Below are 24,444 nucleotides of genomic sequence, written 5' to 3'. Positions count from 1 at the left end.
TTTCCGGAGTAGCTCAGCGGTAGAGCGGGTGGCTGTTAACCACTAGGTCGGGGGTTCGAATCCCTCCTCCGGAGCAAGGCTAAGCCGCCCAAATACGGGCGGCTTTTTTCATTTTGGTAAAGTCGTATGCGATATCTTACCCTCTTCATCGCCGGTGGCCTTGGGACTCTCTGCCGCTACCTACTGTCGATCAGCGTGACCGAACGCACGGACCCTCACTTTCCGTGGGGGACTTTGGCCGTGAATCTGATCGGCTGCACTGCGATCGGCCTGCTGCTCGGGTTTGACCGTTTGGACCGGTTTCGGTGGTTTGACCTGCGCCTTTTGGCCGTAACTGGCTTTCTGGGCGGCTTCACCACGTTCTCGGCCTTTTCAGCCGAGGCGCTTCTGTTGTTTGAGGCCCGCCGGCATCTGCTTGCCCTTACTTACATCGCGCTCTCGGTGGTTGGGGGTTTGGCACTCTGCGCCCTTGGCTATTGGTCCGCCCGAGTCGTCGTGCGTTGATGCTTGACGTTCCGCCCGAATCGCTCTATATTAAGGCATGATCACAATTTCCGACAAACGCGGCGGGGCCTCCCGCCTCACGCCCGAAGATCGCTACCTCTTCAATGAGGGCAGCCATTTCCGGTTGTACCAGAAGCTCGGTTCGCATCCGGAAATCCGCGACGGACAGCCCGGGGTAGCCTTTGCCGTTTGGGCGCCCGACGCAAGAGATGTCGCGGTCATCGGTGACTTTAACGGATGGGATCCAGCCAATAACCGGTTGACGCAAATCGAGCAGAGTGGCATCTGGGAGGGGTTTCTCACGGGAGTGAAAGCGGGCGACAACTACAAGTACCGCATTCGTGGGCGCTCGTCCAATTACGAAGTGGATAAGGCCGATCCGTTCGCCTTCCGCACGGAGATGCCGCCCAAGACAGCCTCAGTTGTACACGACAACCGCTATGATTGGCACGATCAGGATTGGATGAGCAGCCGTGCCCAACACAATCATGACGGCGCGCCAATCAGTATTTATGAGTTGCACCTCGGCAGTTGGGATCGCGTCGCGCATGACAACAACCGCTCCCTGCACTACCGCGAGCTTGCACCGCGTCTGATCAAATACTTGACCGAAAACGGCTTCACGCACGTGGAGTTCATGCCCATCATGGAGCATCCCTACTACGCTTCGTGGGGCTACCAGGTGAGCTCGTATTTCGCACCGACGGCCCGCTACGGTTCGCCGCAGGATTTGATGTACTTGATAGACCAATTGCATCAGCACGGCATCGGCGTCATCCTTGATTGGGTCCCGTCGCATTTTGCGACGGACGAGTTTGCGCTGGGCTATTTTGACGGCACCTATGTTTACGAACATGCCGACCGTCGTCAGGGCTTCCACCCCGATTGGGGCAGCTTCATCTTCAACTACGGCCGCGACGAAGTCCGCAGCTTCCTGATCAGCTCCGCTTTTTACTGGCTGGACGTCTATCATGTGGATGGTATTCGCGTAGACGGCGTGGCCTCGATGCTCTACCTTGATTATTCGCGGCAGTCCGGCGAGTGGATACCGAACCGCTATGGCGGCAAAGAGAATATTGACGCCATCGAGTTTCTCAAGCGCCTCAATCATGAAACGCTGACGGCCTTCCCCGATACGATTCCAATCGCCGAAGAGAGCACTTCATGGGCGATGGTTTCACGTCCTCCCTATCTGGGCGGTCTGGGGTTCCGCATGAAGTGGGACATGGGCTGGATGCACGATACGCTCGAGTATATGAAGCTCGATCCCATCTTCCGCAAGTATCACCACCACCTGCTCACGTTCCGAATGCTGTACGCGTGGACGGAGAATTTCGTCTTGCCGCTGTCGCATGACGAAGTTGTCCACGGAAAAGGTTCGCTGCTGGGCCGGATGAGCGGAGACATGTGGCAGAAGTTCGCCAATCTGCGCCTGCTCTTTGCCTACATGTGGTCCATGCCGGGTAAGAAGCTGCTCTTCATGGGTGGAGAACTGGGACAGTGGCGCGAGTGGAATCATGATGGGACGATTGACTGGAATCTCCTCGAGTTTCCCTCGCACGCCGGTATGCAGAAATGGGTGCGCGATCTAAATCTGTTGATGCGCCACGAACCGGCACTGCATAAGCATGACTTTCATGCGGACGGATTTGAGTGGGTGGACTGTCATGACAGTGACCAGTCGGTCATCAGTTTCCTGCGCCGCGGCGACGCGGGAGACTCCCCGATTCTGGTAGCGCTCAACTTCACTCCTGTTCCGCGCTACAACTACCGCGTGGGTGTTGACGTACCGGGCAAGTGGACGGAGGTCCTGAACAGCGACTCGACTGCCTATTGGGGTTCAGGCGTGGGCAATATGGGCTGCATCGCCACGACCGATCAGCCGTCACACGGCAAATCGCACTCGCTTTCTTTGACGATCCCTCCGCTTGGCGCCGTGTTCCTCAAGAGCCCGGCACCGAAAACGATTTCCGCATAGCTCTCATATTTTCGTCTTGCCTTGTGCGCAGTTGGCATTGTGCACGCAACGTTGTCGGTTCATCCGTTCGTCTTAACCCCCAAACTTGTGAGCGCAATACCTACCCCGGGCCTGCTCGCGCAGCTCAAGCAGTTCGAGCGCCCGTTCTGGATGCTGAACATCATGGAGATGATCGAACGGCTCGCCTATTACGGCGTGCGCGTCGTCATTCCCATCTACATCGCTCAGGCCGACGAGGTCGGCGGGCTGCACTTCACGCAGACGCAGAAGGGCGAAATATTCTTCGTCTGGGCGCTCGTGCAGTCACTCGTGCCGATGTTTTCCGGAGGCTTCGCCGACCGCTACGGATATAAGCGGACGATTTCAATCAGCATCGCGCTCAAAGCCATCGGCTATCTGCTTATGGCCACGCAGCGCGATTATTATTCGTTCATGTTCGGGTGCGCAGTGCTCGCGTTCGGCACGGCCGTTTTTAAGCCCGGCATTCAGGGCACGCTGGTGCAGTCCATCAAGAAGGAAACCTCCTCTGTAGGTTGGGGCACCTTCTACATGGTCGTGAATATCGGGGGCTTCCTCGGGCCACCGCTCGCTCACTTTCTCTACGGATACTCGTGGCCCGCGGTTTTCTATGGTTGCGCGGTGATCGTCTGCCTCAACTTCCTGATGCTCTTCACGTATAAAGAAGTTCCGGCCGGCGGAGACCAGACGGGCACGCCGTGGACGATCTTCAAGACGACGTGCATCAACATGGCCCGTCCGTGGTGGTTGATTCCAGTGGCATCGGGTCTGATCGCGGCGGCCTTCCTTGTTCCCCTCGACTCAAATATCCGGCTCGGCGTCGTTTTCGTCTCACTCGGCGCATTGATCGTCCGAACGACACGGGTCGGTGCCTTCATCTGGCTGATGTCGGGCTTCTGGCTCATGTTCATGCAGCTTTTTGACATGTTGCCGAACTTCATCGTGGACTGGGTTGACAGTTCAGCCATCGTGACGGCATTGAATCTGCCGTCGTGGATGTGCGATGTGACACCACGCGGCACGATGATCACGCAGGAGTGGATGATCAACGCCAACTCCGGCCTAATCGTCGTCTTTGTGATCTTCGTCTCATATATGGTTGCCCGCATGCGCCGACTGACCTCAATTCTGTCGGGCGTCCTCATCGCCTCGGCCGGTCTGGTTGCGGCGGGATTCACGATGTCCGGCTACCTATGCATTCTGGGCATTTTTCTCTTCAGCATCGGAGAGATGCTGGCGAGTCCAAAGATGAACGACTACCTCGGTGTGATCGCCCCCGAAGGCCAGAAGGCGCTTTACATGGGTTACGCGAATATCCCGCTTGCCATTGGCTGGAGTTACGGTTCGCTGCGCGGCGGTCAGGTGTATGATGAGATGGGTGACAAGGCCAATCTCTCGTTGCGTTACCTTGACAGCAAGTTCGGAATTCATGCGGGCATGTCGCAGTCCGACCTTGTGGCCGCGGCGCAATCCGCGGGAGCCGATGTGCAGACCGCGACCCGCGCCGTCGCCGACGCCTTCGTGCAAGGTGAGGGTATCGCTCGCACGAAGGCCACGGAATTCTTGGGCCTGATTAGCGGCATGGACGCCAAGCAGGTCACGCAAACGTTGTGGGACACCTATCATCCCTATGAACTATGGTACCAGTTTGCCGCGATGGGAATACTTTCCGCGATTGGCGTTGCGATTTACGCGCAATTTGCGCAAAAGTGGCAGGCCAAGGACGTGTAGCGGCCAACGTGCAATCTCTGTCTGACAAGGAACGACTAACATGATCCAGCCAGCGCGACGCACCGAAAAAGTCACCTACGCCGTTCGCGATGTGGTGGTATTGGCGCAGCAAGTCGCCGCCACGGGCCGCCAAATGCTCTATCTGAATATCGGCGATCCCAACCTGTTTGATTTTGCGACGCCCGATCACATCATTGACGCGACCACCAAGGCGATGCGCGACAATCACAATGGATATGCACCGTCCACGGGTATCCCGTCGGCGATTGCCGCGATTCGCCGCGACGCGGAACGCAATCGCATCGGCAACATTCAGGACATATTCGTCACGACAGGCGCGAGCGAAGCGATTGATGTCTGCCTGTCAGCGTTGGTGAATGCCGGCGAGAATGTACTCACTCCAACTCCGGGCTATCCGCTCTATACGGCACTTCTGGCGAAGCTCGAAGCGCAGGAAGTCCCCTATTACTTGAACGAGCAGAACGGTTGGCAGCCCGATCTCGACGACATCGCGTCGAAGATCAACGCCAAGACGCGCGCAATCGTTCTGATCAATCCGAACAATCCGACCGGTTCAGTCTGCGAACGTGCGACACTCGAAGGCATCCTTGAACTGGCGCGCCGCCACAATCTGGTCATTTTCGCCGACGAGATCTACGACAAACTGATTCTCGACGGCGGCCAGCATCTTTCGATTGCATCGCTCGATCCCGATCATCCGATGGTCACATTCAATGGTATGTCGAAGGCCTACGTCGCTCCGGGCTACCGGATCGGCTGGGGCATCGTCAGCGGCAAGCGCGAGTTGGTGAAGGACTATGTTGAAGCGATCAACAAACTGCTGCGGGCGCGTCTGTCGGCCAATCACCCTGAGCAGTTCGCCATCGCGCCCGCTCTCGACGGTGACCAATCGCATTTGACGGCCATCAAGCACAAGCTCTCGCGCCGCCGTGACATTTCGGTCGAGATGCTTAACGCTATTCCCGGCATGTCATGCGTTCCGCCGCGCGGCGCATTCTACGCTTTCCCGAGTTTGCACATTGAAGGCGACGATGAGCGCTTCGTCCAAGAGCTAATCAAGGCCACCGGCGTCGTCACTGTTCACGGATCAGGTTTCGGCCAGCGCCCCGGCACGAAACACATTCGAATCGTGTTTCTGCCTCAAGAGGAGACGCTTCGCCGGGCCTATGGATTGATCGGTGAGTTCATTGCCGAGTACGCGGCAGTGACCGCCTAACCGGTACATACGTTTCGAAATAGAAAAGCCCTTGCATCACTGCAAGGGCTTTTCAGTTATCATAAGTCGAACGTGCTACGGTATCGCCGCCAGCATTGCCTGCACCAATTGATCGGGGAACATGCCCAGCATGACGATCAACAGCGCGGAAACAACGAGCGCAAATTTGTAGCTCATCGGCTGAAGCACAGCCACATCGCCCTCGGGCTTGGCCATGTACAACGACGAAATCACGCGCAAATAGTAGTACGCACCGACCGCGCTGTTCAGCAGACCAATGATCGCGAGCGTCAAGTGGCCTTCTTTGATCGCTTCGGAGAAGACGTACAACTTCCCGAAGAATCCCGCCGTCGGCGGTATGCCAATCAGCGACAGCATGAAAACGGTCATCGTCAAACCCAGCACCGGATGAATCGTGCCCATGCCGCGCAAGGCGTCGAATGAATAGTCACCCTTGCCGCGCTGGTTCAGGAGCATTAGCACACCGAAAGCGCCGAGGTTCATCAACGCATAGCCGATCAGATAGAAACTCGCGGCGGCGAATGACTCGCGCGTGCCGGTGACGATTGCCAACAGCATATAGCCCGCATGCGCGATGGAGGAATAGGCCAGCATGCGCTTAACGCTCGTCTGCTTCAGCGCAACAACGTTACCAACGGTCATGGTCAGCGCCGACAGAATAGACAGTGCCATCACCCAATGCTCGGACGACGCCGCCAGGGCTTGCCCGAAGACACGGATCAAACCCACAAAAGCCGCAGCCTTCGCGCCCGTGGACATCAAAGCCGTGATCGTCGTCGGCGCGCCTTCATACACATCTGGCGACCAGAAATGGAACGGTACGGCCGAAATCTTGAATGCAAAGCCCACCAGCAGCAGCGCAATGCCGCTAATCGTCATCGGCCCGATGCTCGAGCTCTCGCGCAGCGTCTGGCTGATAACTGCGTAGTCCAAGGATCCGACGCCGCCGTAGATTAGCGCCATGCCGTAGAGGAGGAACGCCGACGAGAACGCACCCAGGACGAGGTATTTCATCCCGCCTTCAATTGAAGCCGGATCATTGCGCCGCAGGCCAACCAACACATAGAGACAGATGGACATCGTCTCGAGACCGACGAAGAACAACAGCAGGCTCGCCGCCGACGCCATGACCATCATCCCGAACACGCACATCGTCAGGAGCGAGTAATACTCTCCCAGCCGGATGTTGCGGAACTTCATGTACAGCGGCGAGTATATCGCCGTAACGATACCGACAAAAGCGAACAGCGCGCGGAACCACTCCGTCAGGCCGTCATTGAACACTTGGCCCGACATCAGCATCTTGCTGTCGCCCGGCGACACGAATGCCAAGCCGCCCGCGACAGCCAAGCCGAGCACCGTTACATTCTTGGCGGCGGAGGCGTTGCGTTCCTTGGCGGCAATATCCGTCAGGATGGCCAGCAAGGCGGTCACGACAACGACCAATTCCGGCAGCACGCCGAGGAAGTCCTGCATACCCATTATGGCAGCACTCCCATCAAATGTGAAAATTCGCCCTGCTGAAACCTGTCCAGAATCAACTGCAGCGACGGCTCCATGCGCACCAACAGGGGATCGGGATAGACGCCGATCCAAATGGCCAGCACAATCAGCACCAGAATCGGCAGGGCTTCAAAGGCCGTGATGTCCTTGAGCTTCTGATTCTCATCGTGGACAATCTTGCCATAGAAGACGCGCTGATACATCCACAACAAATAGACGGCGGCCAGAATCACCCCCGATGTGGCGATCACACCATAGAGCGTGTTTGACGCGAAAGTACCGAGCAGAATTAGAAACTCGCCCACGAATCCGTTCGTCGTCGGCAGTCCGATGGAGGACAAGGCCACGATCAGAAACAGCACTGCGAACACCGGCATGACCTTAGCGATACCGCCGTAATCGGCGATCATGCGCGTGTGCCGACGCTCATAGATCACACCAACGAGCATAAACAAAGCGCCGGTGGAGATGCCATGATTGATCTGCTGCAAAAGCGAGCCCGTGAGACCTTGCTCATTTAACGCAAACGTGCCGAGCATCACGAACCCGAGATGCGCCACGGACGAATAGGCTACGAGCTTCTTCATGTCCTTTTGCACCATAGCCACCATTGCGCCGTACGTGATGCCTATCAACGCCAGCCAACTGATCCATGGTACAAATTCGAGCGTCGCCTGCGGGAACATCGGCAAGCAGAACCGCAAGAACCCGTACGTTCCCATCTTGAGCAGCACACCGGCAAGAATCACCGAGCCCGCAGTCGGGGCCTCCGTATGCGCGTCGGGCAGCCACGTATGCAGCGGGAACAGCGGAACCTTGATTGCAAATGCCAATCCGAATGCAAGGAACAGCCAGCGCTGGACGTCCAGCGCGTATTTTGACTGATCCGTGGCCATCAAGAGGTCAAACGTATGTTTGCCGGTCTCGGGGTCGAGCGTATGAAAATAGACATACAACACGCCCGCCAGCATCAGGACCGAGCCTGCCATCGTGAACAGGAAGAACTTGATCGTGGCATATAGCCTGCGCTGTCCGCCCCATACGCCGATCAAGAAGAACATCGGCACGAGCATGACTTCCCACATCACATAGAAGACAAACAGATCGAGCGCGGCAAACACGCCGACCATACCCGCTTCAAGCAGGAGGAAGAAAAAGTGATACTCCTGCACCCGCTCGTTGATGCTGTTCCAACTGCTGAGAATGCAAAGCACCGTCAGCAGAGTGGTCAGCATGATCAGGAACAAGCTGATGCCGTCCACACCGAGATGCCATTCGGCCCCGATCGACGGAATCCACTGCATCTTCTCGACCATCTGGAAACTGGCTTCGCCAACCTGGAAATTGGCGTAAACAACCAGCGAGACTGCAAACGCCAACAGCGACGCGCCCAAAGAGAACCAGCGAATCAAACCCGGCGCCGTCCGTGGTAGGAACAGCACCAGCAGGGCGGCGACGGCAGGAACAGCGATGCACAGGGTTAACAACATCTGTTTACCCCAGCACCGACCAAATGAGCATACCCAAAAGGAACACGGTACCGGCTCCCATCATCACCGCATAGTTCTGCGTGACGCCGGTTTGGATTCGGCGCACGATCCCGCCGAGGCCGGACATCGTCGAACCCACACCGTTGACAGCACCGTCCACCGTGCCCTGATCCACATATTGGGCGAACAGTTCGGACGCCTTCACGAATGGCTTCGAGAACACGCCGTCATAGATCTGATCCACCCAGTACTTATTATAGAGCAGATTGCGCATCCCGGACTTGCCCAGCGACTCGACGGTCGCCGACTTGCCGAGGTACCAACTGCGGGCCAACAGAATCCCGATGACCGCCACCATGACGGACACGACCATCAATACATATTCTGCCGTCGGCACGCCGTGATGGCCGCCGCCGTGCTCGCCGTGCGTGCTGATCACCGGCGCCAGCCAGTCCGCAAAGAAGTTGTGGCCGCCCAGTGCATGGGGCACGCCGACATAACCGCCCAGAATAGACAATCCGGCCAGTACCATAAGCGGCACGGTCATCAGCTTGGGCGATTCATGCAGATGATGCTCCTGCGCCTTCGTCCCGCGGAATTTGCCGTAGAACGTCAGATACAGTAATCTGAAAATATAGAAGGCCGTGCAAAACGCGGCGGTCGCTCCCAACACCCACAGCGGATAGTGGTGCGATTCGAACGTCTTCCACAGAATCTCGTCTTTTGAGAAGAATCCGGCCAGTCCGGGAATACCGGCGATAGCCAGCGTCCCCACGAGGAACGTCCAATAGGTCGTCGGCATCTTGCTCTTCAAACCACCCATGCTGCGGATGTCTTGTTCGTCGGACATGCCGTGAATGACCGAGCCTGATCCGAGGAACAATAGTCCCTTGAAGAAAGCGTGTGTCATGAGATGGAAAACAGCCGCGGTATAGGCCCCGACCCCGCACGCCAGAAACATGAAGCCCAACTGACTGACCGTGGAGTACGCCAGAACCTTCTTAATGTCGGTCTGCACCAGACCAATTGTGGCCGCGAACAGCGCGGTCAAGCCACCCACCCACGCGACAACTTCCATTGCAACCGGTGACAGCGAGAACAGGAAGTTCGAGCGGGCAATCATATAGACGCCCGCCGTGACCATCGTTGCCGCATGGATCAGAGCCGAAACTGGCGTTGGACCAGCCATGGCATCGGGCAACCACGTATAGAGCGGCAATTGCGCCGACTTGCCGGTTGCGCCGGTAAACAGGAGCAGGCAAATCGCGGTAATCACGCCCGTGCCGACCGTATAGGCCTGCGCCATCGGTTGGATCTCGCGGAAATTGATCGTCCCGAAGGTCGTCCAGATGAGGAAGATCGCAAGCAGGAAGCCGAAATCCCCGATGCGGTTCATGATGAACGCCTTCTTGCCCGCAGATGCCTTGAGCTCGTCCGTGTACCAGAAGCCGATCAACAGATATGAACAGAGACCGACTCCCTCCCAACCGACAAACATGACCAGATAGTTGCTGCCCATGACCAGCAGCAACATGAAGAAGACGAACAGGTTCAGGTAGATGAAGAATTTCCTGAATCCCTCATCCCCATGCATGTAGCCGATCGAGTAGATATGGATCAGGAACGACACGCCTGTGACGATCAACATCATGATCATCGAGAGCGGGTCTGCCAGGAATCCAGCTTGCGCGGCAAAATTCCCGACGACGATCCACCGGAACATCTCCAGTTCAAAGTGCCGCGCATCGGCCGGCATCCCGAGCAGTTGGAAAAAGCAACTGAGCGCGACCACAAAGCTCGCGCCGATCATCAGCGCCGCAGTCCAACCCACGACCTTCTCAGCTTGACCGCGCAGCACAAACGAGTTGAGCACAACGCCCAACAGCGGGAACAGCGGAATCAGATAGAGAAGTTCGAGCATCAGCCTTTGAGCGCGGACAGCGCGTCAATGTTCATGGTGCCGCGTTTCCGCCACACCGAGATGAGAATGGCCAACCCGACCGCAACTTCGGCGGCGGCCACACACAGGACAAAAAAGACAATGACCTGCGCCTCCTGGTCTGCGGCATGCCGCGCCAGTGCAATGAAGCTCAGGTTAACCGAATTGAGCATCAGCTCAACGGACATCAAGATAATGATCAGATTCTTACGCGTCAGGACGCCAAGCGTCCCGATCCCGAACAGAACCGCCGCGAGCAGGAGGTAATGGGCAAGTTCAATTTGCATCCTTGCCTCCTTCCCCGCCCTCTTTACGCACGAGCGCCACCGCACCGATCATCGCCGCAAGCAGCAGCACCGATGTAGCCTCAAACGCATACAGGTACTTGGTGAAGAGGATCTTGCCCAGTTCGGCCACTTTTCCAAAGCCTTCCGGCACCGAGGGCATCCCCGGCAAAACCGAACTACCGCGCACGATCGCCATGAACAACGCGAACAGGGTGAGCCCGGCGACGACTAGACCGGCCACGCGCCACGCGCGCGGTAACGTCTCTTCGATCCGCCGCAGGTTCAAAAGCATAATAACAAAAAGCAGGAGCACAATAATGGCTCCTGCATAGACAATGACCTGAATCGCGGCCAAAAACGGCGCGGCGAGCAGGACGTACAAACCAGACAGACAAAACATTGTTCCCACGAGGTACAAGGCCGAACCGATGGGGGACGGAGACGTGACGACAAGCAGTGCCGAAAGTACGGCACCGATCGCCAGCAAGAGGAACAGAATAGTCTCCAAACCCATGTACAGTCGGCGTCTGCGCGGGAACTCTATAACATCTACAGATTGCTGAATATAGCCATATCCTCCACAAAAGTCAACGCTATTGTGAAGGTTTTCGCAAGGTGCTTGCGGATTAACTCGCTAAATATTCTGCCGTTATACTACGTCGTGTGAAAAGAGACAGGCAACGCATTCTACAAGAGCTTCCGGCGCGGACAAGCGCAGCTCATAGGGGCAGACCTCTAACGGTAAACTACCGTCCCATGCTGGGATACGAACTGCATCCTTGGCAGTGGTCAGCACCGTTGCTGCCCCGGAGCGACCCGCCGTTTCAGCCACAGAATGCAACTCCGCCTCCGTGAAGGCATGGTGGTCCCGAAATGCTCGATGGCCAACCACTGTGAATCCTGCGAACTCTAAGAAACTCCTAACTCGTTCCGGCCGGGCGACCCCCGTCAGCAAGAAAACCGGACCGACCGGCCGATCAGGCCAAATATCACTGAGCGGGCGCGGCTCGACCGCAAACATGGGTCGGTCAAACCGCTCGGCCAGCGATGCGACCTCACCGCCCGTCCCCACACTAACCAAATGCGTCGCCCGCTCCAGCGCCGTAACAGGTTCGCGCAAGGGGCCTACCGGAAGCAATCGGCCATTGCCCAACGGCTTGTGTGCGTCGAGTAAAACCAGGTCAAGGTCCCGTGCCAACGCCCGATGCTGAAACCCGTCGTCCAGGATAATCAGCTTGCTGTCAAATCGGTCAATGGCCATGCGCGCCGACTCAAGGCGCCGGGCATGCGCGATCACCAACGTATCCGGACAGCTCCGCTTGATCAGGAGCGGCTCGTCGCCACTGTCGGTCCAATGGCTCTCCGCTTCAACAACACACAGCTCCCCCGAGTGACGACCATAGCCCCTGCTCAGCACCGCGATGCGGTGCCGTTCGCACAGGTCGGGGAAATGCTCTCGCAGCACCCGCACCAGTTCAATGACGAACGGCGTTTTACCGTTTCCACCGACCGTCAGATTGCCGACCGAAATCACCGGCACTGCCACGCGCGTCCCACCACGGCGGTCCCACCGCCGATGATAGGCTGTCGCCGCCAGCCCGTAGAGCGATTCGGCCAATCTTCCGAGCACTTAGCTCTCGCGCACCGGCTCGCGCGGCTCCTGAGCTTGCAGCTCTTTCAACTCGGCCAGGAAGCCATCCACCGACGCATAGCGCTTATAGACGCTGGCAAAGCGCACATACGCGACCTCATCCACCGCGATAAGTTCTTCAAGAATCCAATGGCCAATGTTCTGGGCAGTCACTTCACGACTGGTCTCGGCCAGGACCCGGCCCTCGACGGCATCGGTCATGTCACCGATCTGCTCGGCGGTCACAGGCCGTTTTATGCAGGCAATCGAAAGCCCGCGATAGACCTTCTCGCGATCGAAGGGTTCGCGGGCTCCATTGTTCTTGATGACCTGCACCTGATGATCTTCAATCGCTTCGTAGGTCGTGAAGCGGTGCCCGCACTGACCGCACTCGCGGCGCCGGCGAATCGCCCGGCCTTCCTTGGCCGCGCGCGAGTCAATGACACGATCATCCTGATTGGCGCATATCGGACAGCGCAACTTGTTCTCCTACACGTGGTAGCGCAGCGGCTGCGGATAGAGCGGGAATTGCCGTGTTAATTCGTGCACGTCGGTCTTAACCCTGGCCTGTACATCGGTATTGTCCAAATTCTGAATAACCTGATCAATCAGCGCGACGACTTTTCGCATTTCGTCGGCACCCATGCCGCGCGAGGTCAAGGCCGGTGAACCGATCCGAACGCCCGAAGTCACCAGCGGCTTCTGCGGGTCGTACGGCACCATGTTCTTATTTACCGTAATATCGGCGGCCTCAAGCGCCTTCTCGGCAGCCTTGCCCGTCTTGCCCAACGGCGACAAGTCAATCAACACCAAATGCGTATCGGTCCCGCCCGAGACCACTTTGTAGTCGCGCTTCATAAGTTCGTCGGCCATTGTTTTGGCATTCTCGACCACTTTGCGCGCATAGTCGCGGAACGCCGGCGTAAGCGCTTCGCCAAAGGCCACGGCTTTGGCGGCGATGACATGCATTAGCGGACCGCCCTGCACACCGGGGAACACCCACGAATCAAACGCATCCCAATAGGTCTTCGGCTTAGGCATGCCAGACAACAGCAGTTCGCCGCCCTCTTCATTGGAGAGAATCACACCGCCGCGCGGAGCGCGCAGCGTCTTATGCGTTGTCGAGGTCACAGCGTGGGCAAAGGGCATAACATCGGGATGCACCTTACCCGCCACAAGCCCGGCGAAATGCGACATATCGCAAATCAGGTACGCGCCGACTTCATTGGCGATCTCCCGGAACTTCGCAAGCTCCCACTTCCGCGGGTAGGCCGATGACCCGGTCATGATCAGCTTCGGACGAAACTCTCGCGCTTTGGCGGCAACATCGTCCATGTCAATCAGGTTCGTATCCTGCGTGACGCCATAGCTTACCACTTCAAACCAGCGACCCGAGAAATTCACGGGAGAACCATGCGTCAGATGTCCGCCGTGCGCCAGGTTCATTCCGAGAATCCGGTCACCCGGTTTGAGCAGCGTCATGTAGACAGCCATGTTCGCCTGCGCACCCGAATGCGGCTGCACGTTGGCCCATTTCACGCCGAACAGTTCTTTGACGCGGTCAATGGCCAGAGTCTCGGCCTCATCCACGACGTGACAGCCACCATAATAGCGCTTGCCCGGCAGACCCTCGGCATACTTATTCGTCATCACGTTGCCCATCGCCTCCATGACGGCGGGCGACACGAAGTTCTCGGACGCGATCAGCTCTAACCCTTCGTTCTGCCGCGTGCGTTCGCGGTCAATGATCGCGGCGATCGCCGGATCTGAATGCGACAAGGAATTTTGTAAATGTGAACTCATGATGATTTAGTCCCGCAATGTGCGGCGCTCGCGCTTAAACCAGCGCTCGTGCATATCAAGTTGCAAATAGAACCGTGTGAAAGTCTCGGTAACGTCCGCATCGGAAGCCACACGCTGTCCCAGCTCAAGCGCGGCGTGCAGCTTACCGGCCTGCTGAGTCAGCGGAATTGAAACACCCAAAGACAATGCCGTTTCATTGACGTCTCCAACGGCGCCGCTGGCGTCACGCGTCAACCATGGCTGGAGCCGATAGGCCGCCCCCGCGCGAAAATCCCAACGGTCAAAGCCTTCGTCGGTGTTTCTTGTCCCGCCCATTTTCTCAACGCCAAACATGACTGAGGTCGCGTTCCGATCATCCACGTTCGCCGGGGCAAACATTGGTCCGTAATGCTCACTCTGCCACTGCTGCATGCGCGTATCAAGGTATGCGGCCCACGTGCGATGCCAGGCGTAGCCGACTCCGACGCCGAATGCTCCGGGCCGTTTGCCGGACGGTTCAGCGAAAGTATTCCGCCCTCCATGATTGACGGCGCGTTCGAGATTCCATGTCCCATCGGCTTCTGACTGCCAGAACCCGCCGACCGTTAGTCTTGGAGTTGGCTTGGCCAGGAAAGACAGCCCGCCCCAGAAACCTCTGAAGCGCTGAACATCATGATAAAGCACGTCGCGGGCGCCGCCGGACGACCCGGTCGTCGGAAAATCCAACGCGTGATTCGCTTCCAAATAAGAGCTCGCAAAGGCAATCGTCGCTCCGAGGGACAGCTTCTTGGACAGCGTGACGGCATGGTCCCAGCGAATGTCGGTGGCGCTCCCTAACCACACTTTGCGGCTTTCGAAATTTTCGTAGACCGTGCCGCTGTCACTGTTGAAGGCCAAGCTGTCCTGACCGAACGTGCGGAAATCGGTATGCGAAACGGGATCAATGCCGATACTCATTTTATAGCGTCGGTGCACGTTCAGCATCAAACGAAACGCCTGCCAGCCGAATTCGCTGTCGGTGTCGGTCAGCTCACCGTCATCCACACTGTAGAGTCCGCTGAAGATGCCAGCCCGCAGTACTGCTCCGGTGATACCGGACATCGCAGCGGCGTTATCGGTATGCATCCCCAGACTATCCCACATGGCAAGTCCGGCGCCGCCCAATCCAACGGCGCGCACGCCGCCGCGGACCATCGGGTCGCCCATAGGCTGCGGACCAAAGACGGATCCGCCGGCCCATGCGCAGCGGGCCACAAAAATTAGTACAAAGAGAAGTCTCATCACGGCTCCACCCACCAAATCTCAAGCACCGGGCGCAAAGAATCCACTTCGCTGTCATGCCCATGGAAGTATTGCCGCGACAACACGTCGCTTTCAAACGTCGCCTCTACCGCAAATCCGCCGTTCGTGGACGGAACACCGACGATGCCCGCCAAGCTGTTGGTCACCTCGAAGGCCAGTTCGCGGTTATCGGCCGAGAATATCGTAGAGCTTGCGGCAATCAGATTCAGCTTCGCGCTATCGCTTGCCGCGAACCACGTTGTATCCTGCAGCGTCGCGTCTTTGTAAACAAAGTTCGATCCTTCGTAAACCACGCTATTGCTCGCGTTCACGTCCGCGTAGAAGTGCAGCCATGCGCGCACCACCGTCCGGAGCGGATTTGCCGTCACGCTGTCCAATGGAAAGTAGAGCAGCGCCCGGCGGTAGACGCCCTGCGCGACGCGCAGCCGCCCAGACAACGAATCGCTCGAGTCCACGGCCACATAGCCATCGTCCTGCGCAAACAGCGTATCACTCCACTCCGTCGCGGCGAATTCCAGCGACTCGGGATATTGTTTGCCTATGATCTCAAGCTGCACGGCGTAATTCGTCGCACCTTCCGCCGTCTGCACGCCCACGATCATGCCGTCATTCTCGGGTTCAAGCAGAATGCCGTAATTGAGCGAATCGTCCAGGAGCCAATTGCGCCAGATCGAGTCGGGTACCATCCAATAGGCCGTGGGGATGTTAGCCGTGTCGGTTGCGGCCTCCGTCGGCAGCAGCAGCGTGTCAATCACCGGGTAGCTTGCGCGGTCCGCAAACACGCCTTCATTGAGCGAGTCTTCATCCCATGGTGAAGTGATGCTGCGGATCAGCATCCGCAGGTCCGGCGCGTCTTGCGGATTCGGATAGACGCGGTCCACGCGAAAACGGATGCGGGCCGTATCCAGCGTAAAGCTGTCCGGAAGAATGTCCGACGGTTGGAAGCGCAGCGCGGACACCGCCGTGTAGCTCGCTGTGTGACCGATCTGCAAGTACTGGCCGCGTCCCGTGGAGAAGTCAGCATCCCATTCCGCGGACCGCGACGCCGGAATCAGCGTGCGGCCCTCATGGCCGTCCGGTGCCACCGGAATCGCTGAATCGCCCGCGTCCGATTCACGTTGTGCGCATCCGCCCAGCAACAGAAATGTCGCCAGCACGGTGATGAGTAGGAGTAGTTTTTGAGTTTGCAAGAGCGAAGGGGTAGGGTGTGCGAACAAGCGCGGAGTCGTCACTCCGGCAAGGGCGCGCGCGGATCAGGCTTCAGGGCGAAGCGAAGGTTGCGCGCGTAGATGAACATTGCCAGTAGGTAACCGGCGATGAAGACAGGGTCTTTACGAACAAAAGAATAGGTCAGCAGCACCAGGGAGCCGAGGATTGAAAAATACCAGAACGAGGTGGGAATCACGGTCCGCCGCGCTCGTTCCGTCGCCAGCCACTGAATGATAAACCGCATGAAGAACAGCACCTGTCCGGCCAGGCCGACCAATGTCCATGCATCTACCTTGATTTCACCCAGCAGCGGGAGTGTCATGCGCTAAGACTTCGTCATCATTTCGAAGAACTCGGCATTCGAGCGCGTGTCACGCATCTTGTCGAGAATGAACTTCATGGTCTCGACCGAGTTATTGTGATCCAAAACGCTGCGTAGCGCGTACATCTTCTGCAGCACCATCGGCGACAACAGATTTTCCTCACGGCGCGTGCCTGAGCGCAGGACGTCAATCGCCGGGAAGATGCGGAACTCGGCCAATCGGCGATCCAGCACGAGTTCAAGGTTGCCCGTGCCTTTGAATTCTTCGAAGATGACTTCGTCCGCTCTCGATCCGGTTTCAATCAGCGCGGTCGCCAGAATCGTCAGGCTGCCGCCCTCTTCAATGTTACGTGCCGCGCCGAAGAACCGTTTGGGTTCATACAGCGCGCTGGCGTCAATACCGCCCGACAACACGCGGCCCGAATGCGGCATCACGGCGTTATGAGCGCGTGCCAGTCGCGTAATCGAGTCCAGCAGAATTACGACGTTCTTGCCCATCTCAACCATGCGTTTGGCTCGCTCCAGAACCATACCCGCCACCTGCACGTGCCGTTCGGCCTTCTCGTCAAACGTAGACGAGACGACTTCGCCCCGCACCGAGCGTTCCATATCAGTGACTTCTTCCGGACGTTCATCAATCAGAAGAACGAGCAACTGCACATCGGGATGATTCATCGTGATCGCGTTGGCGATCTTCTGCAGAATGATTGTCTTGCCCGTGCGCGGCGGAGCGACAATCAGGCCGCGTTGGCCCATGCCGACCGGAGCGAACACGTCCATCACCCGCAGCGTCAAGTCTTTGCTGTCGAGCTCCATACGGAACTTGTTGTCCGGATAGACAGGCGTCAAGTCGTCGAAGTGCACGATCTCCTTGGCGATGTCGGGATTGGCGCCGTTTACATCATGCACTTTCAAGAGCGCAAAGAAACGCTCCCCCTCCTTCGGCGGCCGCACCTGTCCGGTAACAAGATGTCCGGTCCGCAGACCAAATCGTTTGATCTGAGACGGCGAAACATACACGTCGTCCGGACTGGGCAGGTACGATGCCTGCGCGCTGCGCAGGAAGCCGTAACCATCCGGCAATATTTCAAGCACGCCGCCCGCCGTCAGCACTTCGTCGAGCTGAGATTGACGCGCCAGAATCTTGAAAATGAGTTCGTGCTTGGGCAGACCGGACGTTTCCTGCACCTCAAGCTGGCGGCCCAGGGTGATCAGGTCAGGAACGGTCATCGCTTGAAGTGTTGAAATATCCATAACTTGGAGGGAATCCGGCAGGTTGAACAATCGGTGGGATTTGATCCGGCGGAGATCATAGCAAACACTGTGTCAACGCCGGATGTAGGGCTAACTGGGAAGGAGAGCCGCCTTGCTCAAACGCTCAACGGCCACGGAGTGAATGGAAATACTCGATTCTTGTGGAAACAACGACTCAACCACTCGGTGGAGGGCGTCCGTCACGTCACTACTGAAGATCGTTACACTGCCGGCGCCGCGCTCGGCGGTATCATGGTGCTCGTCCAGCCAATGCTCAAGTTCCCCGGCTGCAGCGGCAGGCGTATCCACCAGCGTCACGCCGTTGCCCATGGCATGCTGAATATGCTCGCGAAAGTACTCGTAGTGCGTACAACCTAAGACCACCGTGTCTACATTGGCGGCCCGAATTGACTCGACATAGTGCTCGACAATCGCGCGCGGAATATCGCCCTCGGTCCACCCTTCTTCTACGAGCGGCACAAGCAACGGGCAACCCTGGGAGAACACATTCACCCCGGGCAATAGCTCGTTCAGAACGGTTGAATAGGTATTTCGTTTGACCGTTGCGGAAGTAGCCAGTACACCGATCCTGCGGCTGCGGGTTGCGCGCGCGGCCGCCGCGGCGGTCGGATGCAGGACGTTGATCACCGGCACGTTCAAGACGCTTTCCACGTCGCGCAGCGCGACGGCAGATACGGTGTTGCACGCAATCACAGCTGCCTTTGGCTGATGCGTCGTCAAGAAACTCGCGCATTCGCAGGCGTAGCGCGAGATCAGCGCCGGACTCAGCGACGCATACGGCACACGCGCTCGGTCCGCCATGAACACGAAATGCTCGTGCGGCAACAGCCGGTGCAGCGCCGCCACAACGGTTAACCCACCCAGTCCCGAATCAAACACGACAATCGGCCGGGCATTCATCGCGCGGCTGCCTCCATCTCCACCTTCATCTTCACCACCGAACCGGCAATCGCTTCAGCCAACATCTGCCTTCCGCGATCCGATGCCAGCAATCGCGCATCTTCGGCATTGCTCAAATATCCACACTCCAAGAGGACCGCCGGCATTGCCGCTCCCATCAACACATAAAATCCCGCCTGATCAACCGCTCGCCCCATGATCCCCGCGCGATCACTTACTTCGCTGAGGAGAATTCCCGCCCACCGTTCACTATCCAGCAGGTACTGACTGGTCGCCATCGTCATCAGAATGAAGTTGGCTTCACTCATTTCAACGTACTTTGTCCGTTCACCGTCGCGTTCGAGTTCCACGACGCGATTTTCATCCTGTGCCACTTTCTCGGCTCGTTCGCTGCGCGCTGATTGCAGGATATAGCACTCGGCGCCGTTCACTCGGGCGTCACTGTTACTGTTACAGTGGATGGACAAAAACAGATCGCCAGCCTCGGCGTTGGCCTGCCGCGTGCGCTCGGCAAGCGACAAGAAGCTGTCATCGCGTCGGGTCAAGGCCACAGCGATGCCCTCTTTCTTCAGGGCGAGTTCAGCCCGTCGAGCGATGTCCAGCACGAGGTCCTTCTCGATTAAGTCACCCGGCCCGTGTCCGCCCGGGTCCCGGCCTCCGTGTCCAGGATCGAGAATCACCTTGCCGAAGCTCCATGGCGTTGCGACCTGCAAATCAGTGAGCGGCTTAACAATGCCGCTTGTCGAATCCAATATGCCAAGCAGTCGTACGCTGTCCGCCGAATCGCTCAATTCTATGGTCGTTGGAAAAAGTTCGTCTAGGTCTACCAGCGGCAGCCACAGTGAGCCGTCCCAGACTTCCGCGGCGCTGTGCATCTGCACGAAGGCGCCATTCACCTCGGCAAAACTGTTGCGCGGTTCGAGAATCGTTAAGCAGCCCGTCGAGCTGATGCGGTATTTCCCCCGGTCAATTTCGCTCTCGAAACCGCCCCAATTCGCCATCGAAGAAAGCGGTACGATACGTACATCGCCGCGCTGCATCACCGGCAAGCGAGCCAGCGTCGTCCCCGCAAGGTCCGTCAAGGGCACAGCGGTAACGCCAAAGGCGCTGCCGCACAGCACCAGCGACACCGCCAGCGCAGCCAGACAGCCAATCAAACTATGCAAGGGTATGGGGCGCATCGTGGCATTTCAGCGGAGCTTTTGCAGAAGTGCGCGAACGGGATCACCGACGAAAAAGTGCGCGTAGGCCGCCAAGCGCAGCGGCAGGTCCGCATCCAACTTCCTTAGCAGAAGCCGAAGGCTCGCTAATTTGCGTTTCTGTTTTTTCCACGTGCCGTGTCCCCCCAAGGCTGCCGACACCTTGTGCCACACTCGCGCCGCCGGAACATATACGGTGGTCACGCCCGCCTTGCGCGCGCGTAAACAGTACTCAACGTCTTCGCTGTAGAGCCTGAAGTCCCTGTCGAGCACACCAATCGTCTCGATCACGTCGCGCGGAATCCACAGCGCGCAGCCGGTGCCCCAGGCCGTGCTCTCCTCACGGTCAAATTGGCCGCGATCCTGCTCACGAATGCCGCGATGGGCGACCCGTCCGCCGCTCCAAATACCTCCGGCGTACCACAGCACTTCGCGCGACGCCGAATACAGTATCTTGGGACACAATAACGTTGCGGGATGCCGCTCCGCCGCGTCCGCGAGCGCGGCGAGGGTCCCGGGCTCCACCTGCGTGTCGTTGTTAAGCAGCAGCACCGCGTCACACCCCTCGCTAAGCGCCGTGCGAATGCCCACGTTATTGCCGCCCGCAAAGAGCAGATTCTCTCCCGTCTCAATCAAGCGAATGCGATCTTGGAATTCCTTCGAAAGCACCCGCACGCTGTCGTCACTGGAGCCGTTGTCAATGACATAAACCGTCGCCCACTCCGGCGCGGGCAAAAGCGAAAGAAGACATTCGCGCGTGTCCGCGAGTCCATTCCAGTTTAGAATGAGAACGGCCAGTTTCATCGGTCTAGTGCCAGTAGCTCACGGCGAGCGAAAACTCGCGCACCGTCTTCAATGTGTCGCGTTCGACAATCGCGGCCTTCGCCTGTATGCGCCAGTCACCAAGTATCGCCGTCAGCCAACCTGCTGCGCGAATACCGTCGCCAGAAAACACCTCCAGGGGATACACTCCCGGCATATTCGGCTCGTAGACCGACAGCGGCGCAGACAGATCATCCAAAGAGAAACTCGCCACACGCGCACCCGGTCTCACTCTGCCGCTCGGTCGTACAACTTGCACATGCAGGTAGTGTCCGCGCCGACTAATCGTTTCGTGAGCAGCAAGCTGTGAACGGCTCTCGAATCGAACCGACCAATTGCAGCGAGTGGACCACACCGATTCCAATCGGTAGGTCATGGAGCGCGCGACGTTGCTCAGATCCTGTGAATCATCGCGCACCGTCGCCGCGATACGCGCGGCCACGCTCACGTCATCACGCACCTGGCCAATCCACCCGCCGATAAAATCGCTTGTTGTCCGTTCCAATTGGTCCGCGTTAACAAAGACCGTGCTCCGCACTTCCGCGCTGAAGTCATGCTGCCCGCGAACCACTCCCGCCCGCATCCCGATCGTCCGCGCCCCTTCGACCGGTTCACCGAAGGTGAACGCGCCTTGACTGCGCGGCGCAAAGTACTTCGGGGAAGCATACATGGCGTAGAACGCGCCACGCCAGTATTCCGTTCCCTGTGCAAGGATCATTGCGGCGGCACTCCTGTCGCCAGACCGCGCGGCCTCAAGCTGAACGCTACGCGCCGACCATTGGCCGCGCGCAAACAGTGACATGCCCGTCAGCGCCGCGCCGGATGTTGCGAGTTCCGGACTGAAGCGGCTGTGTGTGCCCAAGGCACCCGCCGAAACGTGCTGCGACGCATAAACGAGCGTCCCGCTGAAGGCCCGCTCTTCGACCACATCCCGCTGCGCCAGCATAGCCGGTGTTCCGCTCGCCAGCACTCCGCTAAGAGTCGCCCGGCCAGCCTCTGTCCGGGCATTCCATTCACGCAGGCTCCCGGACGCATTCATCTGCCACCGTCCGACCACGCGTTCTACGACTGCCCCGCGCCACCACGCCGCCTCCCGCGCCGTCGGGCGCGCAATGAAGCCGCGCGCTGGGCCGGGATCGGTCACTCGGAATGCGGCAAACTCACGGATTGCCCCGAAGCCGGCACTGCTGATTAATCCGAGTCCCCAGTCCAACTGATACGAACCGGCGATATACTGAATTCGTGCAGGTTCGTAGCGGCCCGTGGCCGTGATATGCAGTTCATCGAGCGTTTGCGGATCACTGCTGCGACGCACGGCCAATAATTCATAGCTTGACGACCGACCAACCGTTGACCGCAGTCGCGTCCGGGTCCATAGATCATTGGCCGCCCACTGGCCGGACTGTGGAGTACGCCATTCCAAGGCCGTGACGAAGCGCACACGCCGGCGCAGTCGCGCAGGCTCGTCGGAACCTGCATCATCGGCAGGCAGTATCAATAGCGAGTCGCCCGCCTCACCGTCTGCCGAATTCAGGATGTCCTCGGATGCACTCTCTTCGGTTGGCACATCGCACCAGGCCGCGCTGACTAGTAACATGAGACACCAGACTACCGCCATTGGAAATCGAGTCCCAATCCGTGCGTTGCTCCAAGCTCACGATGCCAGCTCAGCGCGTAGTGGAAATTCAAGCTGCGGTGCTTGAGCGAAAAGCCGGTACTGTACTCTGCGGGGTCAAAGCGGGCCCCGGCACGCAATGTCAGCGGCTTGAGGATGCGCATTTGCACTCCACCCCGCAACTCAACGGGCCACCCGGGCTCCTGCGCCGCATCCAGAACAAACGTCGTGTTATCGTCGGCAGCGAAAGCCAATCCGGCAGCGAGCAGGGTCGGCAGGCGGTCTTCGTAGCGAGATAGCTTGGCCCTTAGTGGGTTGCGCCAAACCACCGCGCCCGCCAGGTCCTGACTTAGACGACCTTGCAGCCCCACCGTCAGCGTGGCAGCGCTGCCGTCGGGCAAACCCTGAATTGCTAACGCGCTCCATTGGGCGGCTAGGCCGACCCGCAGGTCCGGCTGGACCGCATAGTTTGCAAGTGCGACCGCTCGCTGCTCCCGGTACACCTCATCCCCCGTCTGCTCGAAGGTGGCAGCTCCGCACCACCCACGAATCGGGAACGCGACGGCCGCCATTTCGCTGGTCAATTCGCGTGCTCCGTACGGCTGTTCCCAGCGAATTCCCAGCATGCGCGGACTAGCGAGCGCCGGGTTTTGGGCAAATCCACCCATTCGGTCGAGCGCCAGGCCCGCCCCGGACAGGCTGCGGCTGACCGGATCCACCGCATCCCGTTCAAATGCAGCGTGGGTCAGCGCCGCGCAGAACAAGAGGGCGATCCACGCCGCCTTGACATTCCCCGCCCCAATCGTTATACTCTGGCAGCTATGAAACACATCATCTTAAGCTTGGTGTTCGCACTGTCCCTGGTGTCCGCCGCGGCATCCGCGCAGTTGCTGCATCCCGAAGTCACTGTGGACCTGCGGGCGCTGCCCGAAGAAGCGCAGATCAAACTACGCGGCATTGATTCCACGCTGACGCGCTATATTGCCGAGCAGCGGCACCCGTGGAATCGCGATGACGGCGCCTATGACCTGCCGGTGCAGGTCAGCATTTACTTCACGGACTACAGCCCGAATCCGACGGAAGATAAGTACAAGGCCAACGTCATCGTCACCAATAAGGGCGACGCGCGCTACGAAGACAAGCGCTACGAATTCGGCCTTCGCACCCCCTATCAGCCCGGTCAGGCAGGATACGATTCGTTCTTCAGCGTAATCGAATTCTACCTGTGGATTGTTATTGCGAACGAAGAAGACAAGTATGAGAAGTTGGGCGGGAATCCCTACTTCGACCGCGCGCGCCAGATTCAGCTTTCGGCGGCGTCGTCAATCTACTATGAGGGATGGGATAAGCGCGATGTGTTGCTGCGGGGCTTGACCGAAGAGAAGAACAAGCTCTATCGTGAGTTTGAGTTCTTCTATCATACGGCACTGTACTACGACGAACTGAGGCAGGCGGAAGATACGAAGGCGTATATGCACTACGCGCTGTTGAAGCTGGACGGACTGTCTCCCGACCAGCGCGCGGGGATTCTCGAAAACGAACACACCTACATGGCCACGGCCCTGAAGAACTGCGCCTATGACAAGGGGATTGAGGCGTTGCGGCGCATGGATCCGGCCCACAAGGACGCCTACGACCAGATATTTGCCACCCCCGAGACTCCTTAGGAATATAGACAAA

General features: G+C 58.4%; 22 protein-coding genes and 1 tRNA gene. 6 read left to right on the top strand and 17 right to left on the bottom strand.

Going from position 1 to position 24,444, the window contains the following annotated elements; genetic code table 11:
* Positions 1–2 precede the first annotated feature (2 nt).
* From IPH10_02890 to IPH10_02870, 5 genes are all read left to right on the top strand, one after another.
* Positions 3–74: transfer RNA gene (locus IPH10_02890), tRNA-Asn, on the top strand.
* 52 nt (positions 75–126) lie between these two features.
* Complete coding sequence (crcB, locus tag IPH10_02885; GenBank protein MBK6909869.1) at positions 127–504, top strand: fluoride efflux transporter CrcB; 378 nt, start codon at positions 127–129, stop codon at positions 502–504.
* 37 nt (positions 505–541) lie between these two features.
* Positions 542–2,482 carry a 1,4-alpha-glucan branching protein GlgB gene (gene glgB, locus IPH10_02880; GenBank protein MBK6909868.1) on the top strand — a complete coding sequence of 647 codons (1,941 nt, stop codon included), beginning with the start codon at positions 542–544 and terminating at the stop codon, positions 2,480–2,482.
* Between the two features lie 39 nt (positions 2,483–2,521).
* Positions 2,522–4,231, top strand: coding sequence for an MFS transporter (locus tag IPH10_02875; protein ID MBK6909867.1), 1,710 nt, complete (start codon positions 2,522–2,524; stop codon positions 4,229–4,231).
* Between the two features lie 40 nt (positions 4,232–4,271).
* Positions 4,272–5,468, top strand: a complete 1,197-nt coding sequence (locus IPH10_02870; GenBank protein ID MBK6909866.1) for an aminotransferase class I/II-fold pyridoxal phosphate-dependent enzyme — start codon at positions 4,272–4,274, stop codon at positions 5,466–5,468.
* A gap of 75 nt (positions 5,469–5,543) precedes the next feature.
* Here IPH10_02870 and IPH10_02865 read toward each other — a convergent pair whose 3' ends face one another.
* The 17 genes from IPH10_02865 to IPH10_02785 form a co-directional block, all read right to left on the bottom strand.
* On the bottom strand, positions 5,544–6,971 hold the full coding sequence (locus tag IPH10_02865; protein ID MBK6909865.1) for an NADH-quinone oxidoreductase subunit N: 1,428 nt from the start codon (positions 6,969–6,971) through the stop codon (positions 5,544–5,546).
* Positions 6,971–8,482: an NADH-quinone oxidoreductase subunit M gene (locus tag IPH10_02860; protein ID MBK6909864.1), complete on the bottom strand. Its 1,512-nt coding sequence runs from the start codon at positions 8,480–8,482 to the stop codon at positions 6,971–6,973. The genes IPH10_02865 and IPH10_02860 overlap by 1 nt, the downstream gene beginning before the upstream one ends.
* Positions 8,483–8,486: 4 nt before the next feature.
* Positions 8,487–10,403, bottom strand: coding sequence for an NADH-quinone oxidoreductase subunit L (nuoL, locus tag IPH10_02855; protein ID MBK6909863.1), 1,917 nt, complete (start codon positions 10,401–10,403; stop codon positions 8,487–8,489).
* Entirely contained in the window at positions 10,403–10,708 is a 306-nt protein-coding gene (gene nuoK, locus IPH10_02850; protein MBK6909862.1) for an NADH-quinone oxidoreductase subunit NuoK, read from the bottom strand. Before nuoK ends, nuoL begins: the two co-directional genes overlap by 1 nt.
* Positions 10,698–11,216: an NADH-quinone oxidoreductase subunit J gene (locus IPH10_02845; protein MBK6909861.1), complete on the bottom strand. Its 519-nt coding sequence runs from the start codon at positions 11,214–11,216 to the stop codon at positions 10,698–10,700. The genes nuoK and IPH10_02845 overlap by 11 nt, the downstream gene beginning before the upstream one ends.
* A gap of 141 nt (positions 11,217–11,357) precedes the next feature.
* On the bottom strand, positions 11,358–12,338 hold the full coding sequence (gene lpxK / locus IPH10_02840) for a tetraacyldisaccharide 4'-kinase (protein ID MBK6909860.1): 981 nt from the start codon (positions 12,336–12,338) through the stop codon (positions 11,358–11,360).
* Positions 12,339–12,818 carry a transcriptional repressor NrdR gene (gene nrdR, locus IPH10_02835; protein MBK6909859.1) on the bottom strand — a complete coding sequence of 160 codons (480 nt, stop codon included), beginning with the start codon at positions 12,816–12,818 and terminating at the stop codon, positions 12,339–12,341.
* Positions 12,819–12,827: 9 nt separating this feature from the next.
* The gene (locus IPH10_02830) at positions 12,828–14,141 is read right to left on the bottom strand and encodes a serine hydroxymethyltransferase (protein ID MBK6909858.1); all 1,314 of its coding nucleotides are present in this window, start codon (positions 14,139–14,141) and stop codon (positions 12,828–12,830) included.
* 6 nt (positions 14,142–14,147) lie between these two features.
* Complete coding sequence (locus IPH10_02825; protein MBK6909857.1) at positions 14,148–15,401, bottom strand: hypothetical protein; 1,254 nt, start codon at positions 15,399–15,401, stop codon at positions 14,148–14,150.
* Entirely contained in the window at positions 15,401–16,579 is a 1,179-nt protein-coding gene (locus tag IPH10_02820; GenBank protein MBK6909856.1) for a hypothetical protein, read from the bottom strand. Before IPH10_02820 ends, IPH10_02825 begins: the two co-directional genes overlap by 1 nt.
* Positions 16,580–16,650: 71 nt before the next feature.
* Complete coding sequence (locus tag IPH10_02815) at positions 16,651–16,953, bottom strand: lipid-A-disaccharide synthase N-terminal domain-containing protein (GenBank protein MBK6909855.1); 303 nt, start codon at positions 16,951–16,953, stop codon at positions 16,651–16,653.
* 3 nt (positions 16,954–16,956) lie between these two features.
* Complete coding sequence (rho, locus tag IPH10_02810; GenBank protein ID MBK6909854.1) at positions 16,957–18,207, bottom strand: transcription termination factor Rho; 1,251 nt, start codon at positions 18,205–18,207, stop codon at positions 16,957–16,959.
* Positions 18,208–18,297: 90 nt separating this feature from the next.
* Positions 18,298–19,128 (bottom strand): glutamate racemase, encoded by an 831-nt coding sequence (murI, locus tag IPH10_02805; GenBank protein ID MBK6909853.1) that lies wholly within the window; start codon positions 19,126–19,128, stop codon positions 18,298–18,300.
* Entirely contained in the window at positions 19,125–20,309 is a 1,185-nt protein-coding gene (locus tag IPH10_02800) for an N-acetylmuramoyl-L-alanine amidase (protein MBK6909852.1), read from the bottom strand. Before IPH10_02800 ends, murI begins: the two co-directional genes overlap by 4 nt.
* A 9-nt stretch (positions 20,310–20,318) precedes the next feature.
* Positions 20,319–21,131 (bottom strand): glycosyltransferase family 2 protein, encoded by an 813-nt coding sequence (locus tag IPH10_02795; GenBank protein MBK6909851.1) that lies wholly within the window; start codon positions 21,129–21,131, stop codon positions 20,319–20,321.
* Positions 21,132–21,135: 4 nt separating this feature from the next.
* A complete protein-coding gene (locus tag IPH10_02790; GenBank protein ID MBK6909850.1) occupies positions 21,136–22,746 on the bottom strand; it encodes a hypothetical protein in 1,611 nt (536 codons plus the stop codon).
* Between the two features lie 11 nt (positions 22,747–22,757).
* Positions 22,758–23,594: a hypothetical protein gene (locus IPH10_02785; protein ID MBK6909849.1), complete on the bottom strand. Its 837-nt coding sequence runs from the start codon at positions 23,592–23,594 to the stop codon at positions 22,758–22,760.
* On the opposite strand from IPH10_02785, the gene IPH10_02780 reads away from it, so the two are divergent.
* Positions 23,586–24,431 carry a DUF4835 family protein gene (locus IPH10_02780; GenBank protein MBK6909848.1) on the top strand — a complete coding sequence of 282 codons (846 nt, stop codon included), beginning with the start codon at positions 23,586–23,588 and terminating at the stop codon, positions 24,429–24,431. The genes IPH10_02785 and IPH10_02780 overlap by 9 nt on opposite strands.
* Positions 24,432–24,444 lie beyond the last annotated feature (13 nt).

Source organism: bacterium, assembly GCA_016702305.1.
Taxonomy (GTDB): domain Bacteria; phylum Electryoneota; class RPQS01; order RPQS01; family RPQS01; genus JABWCQ01.
The sequence above is the reverse complement of the archived record's forward strand: the minus strand, read 5'-3'. Positions and strand labels throughout refer to the sequence as shown.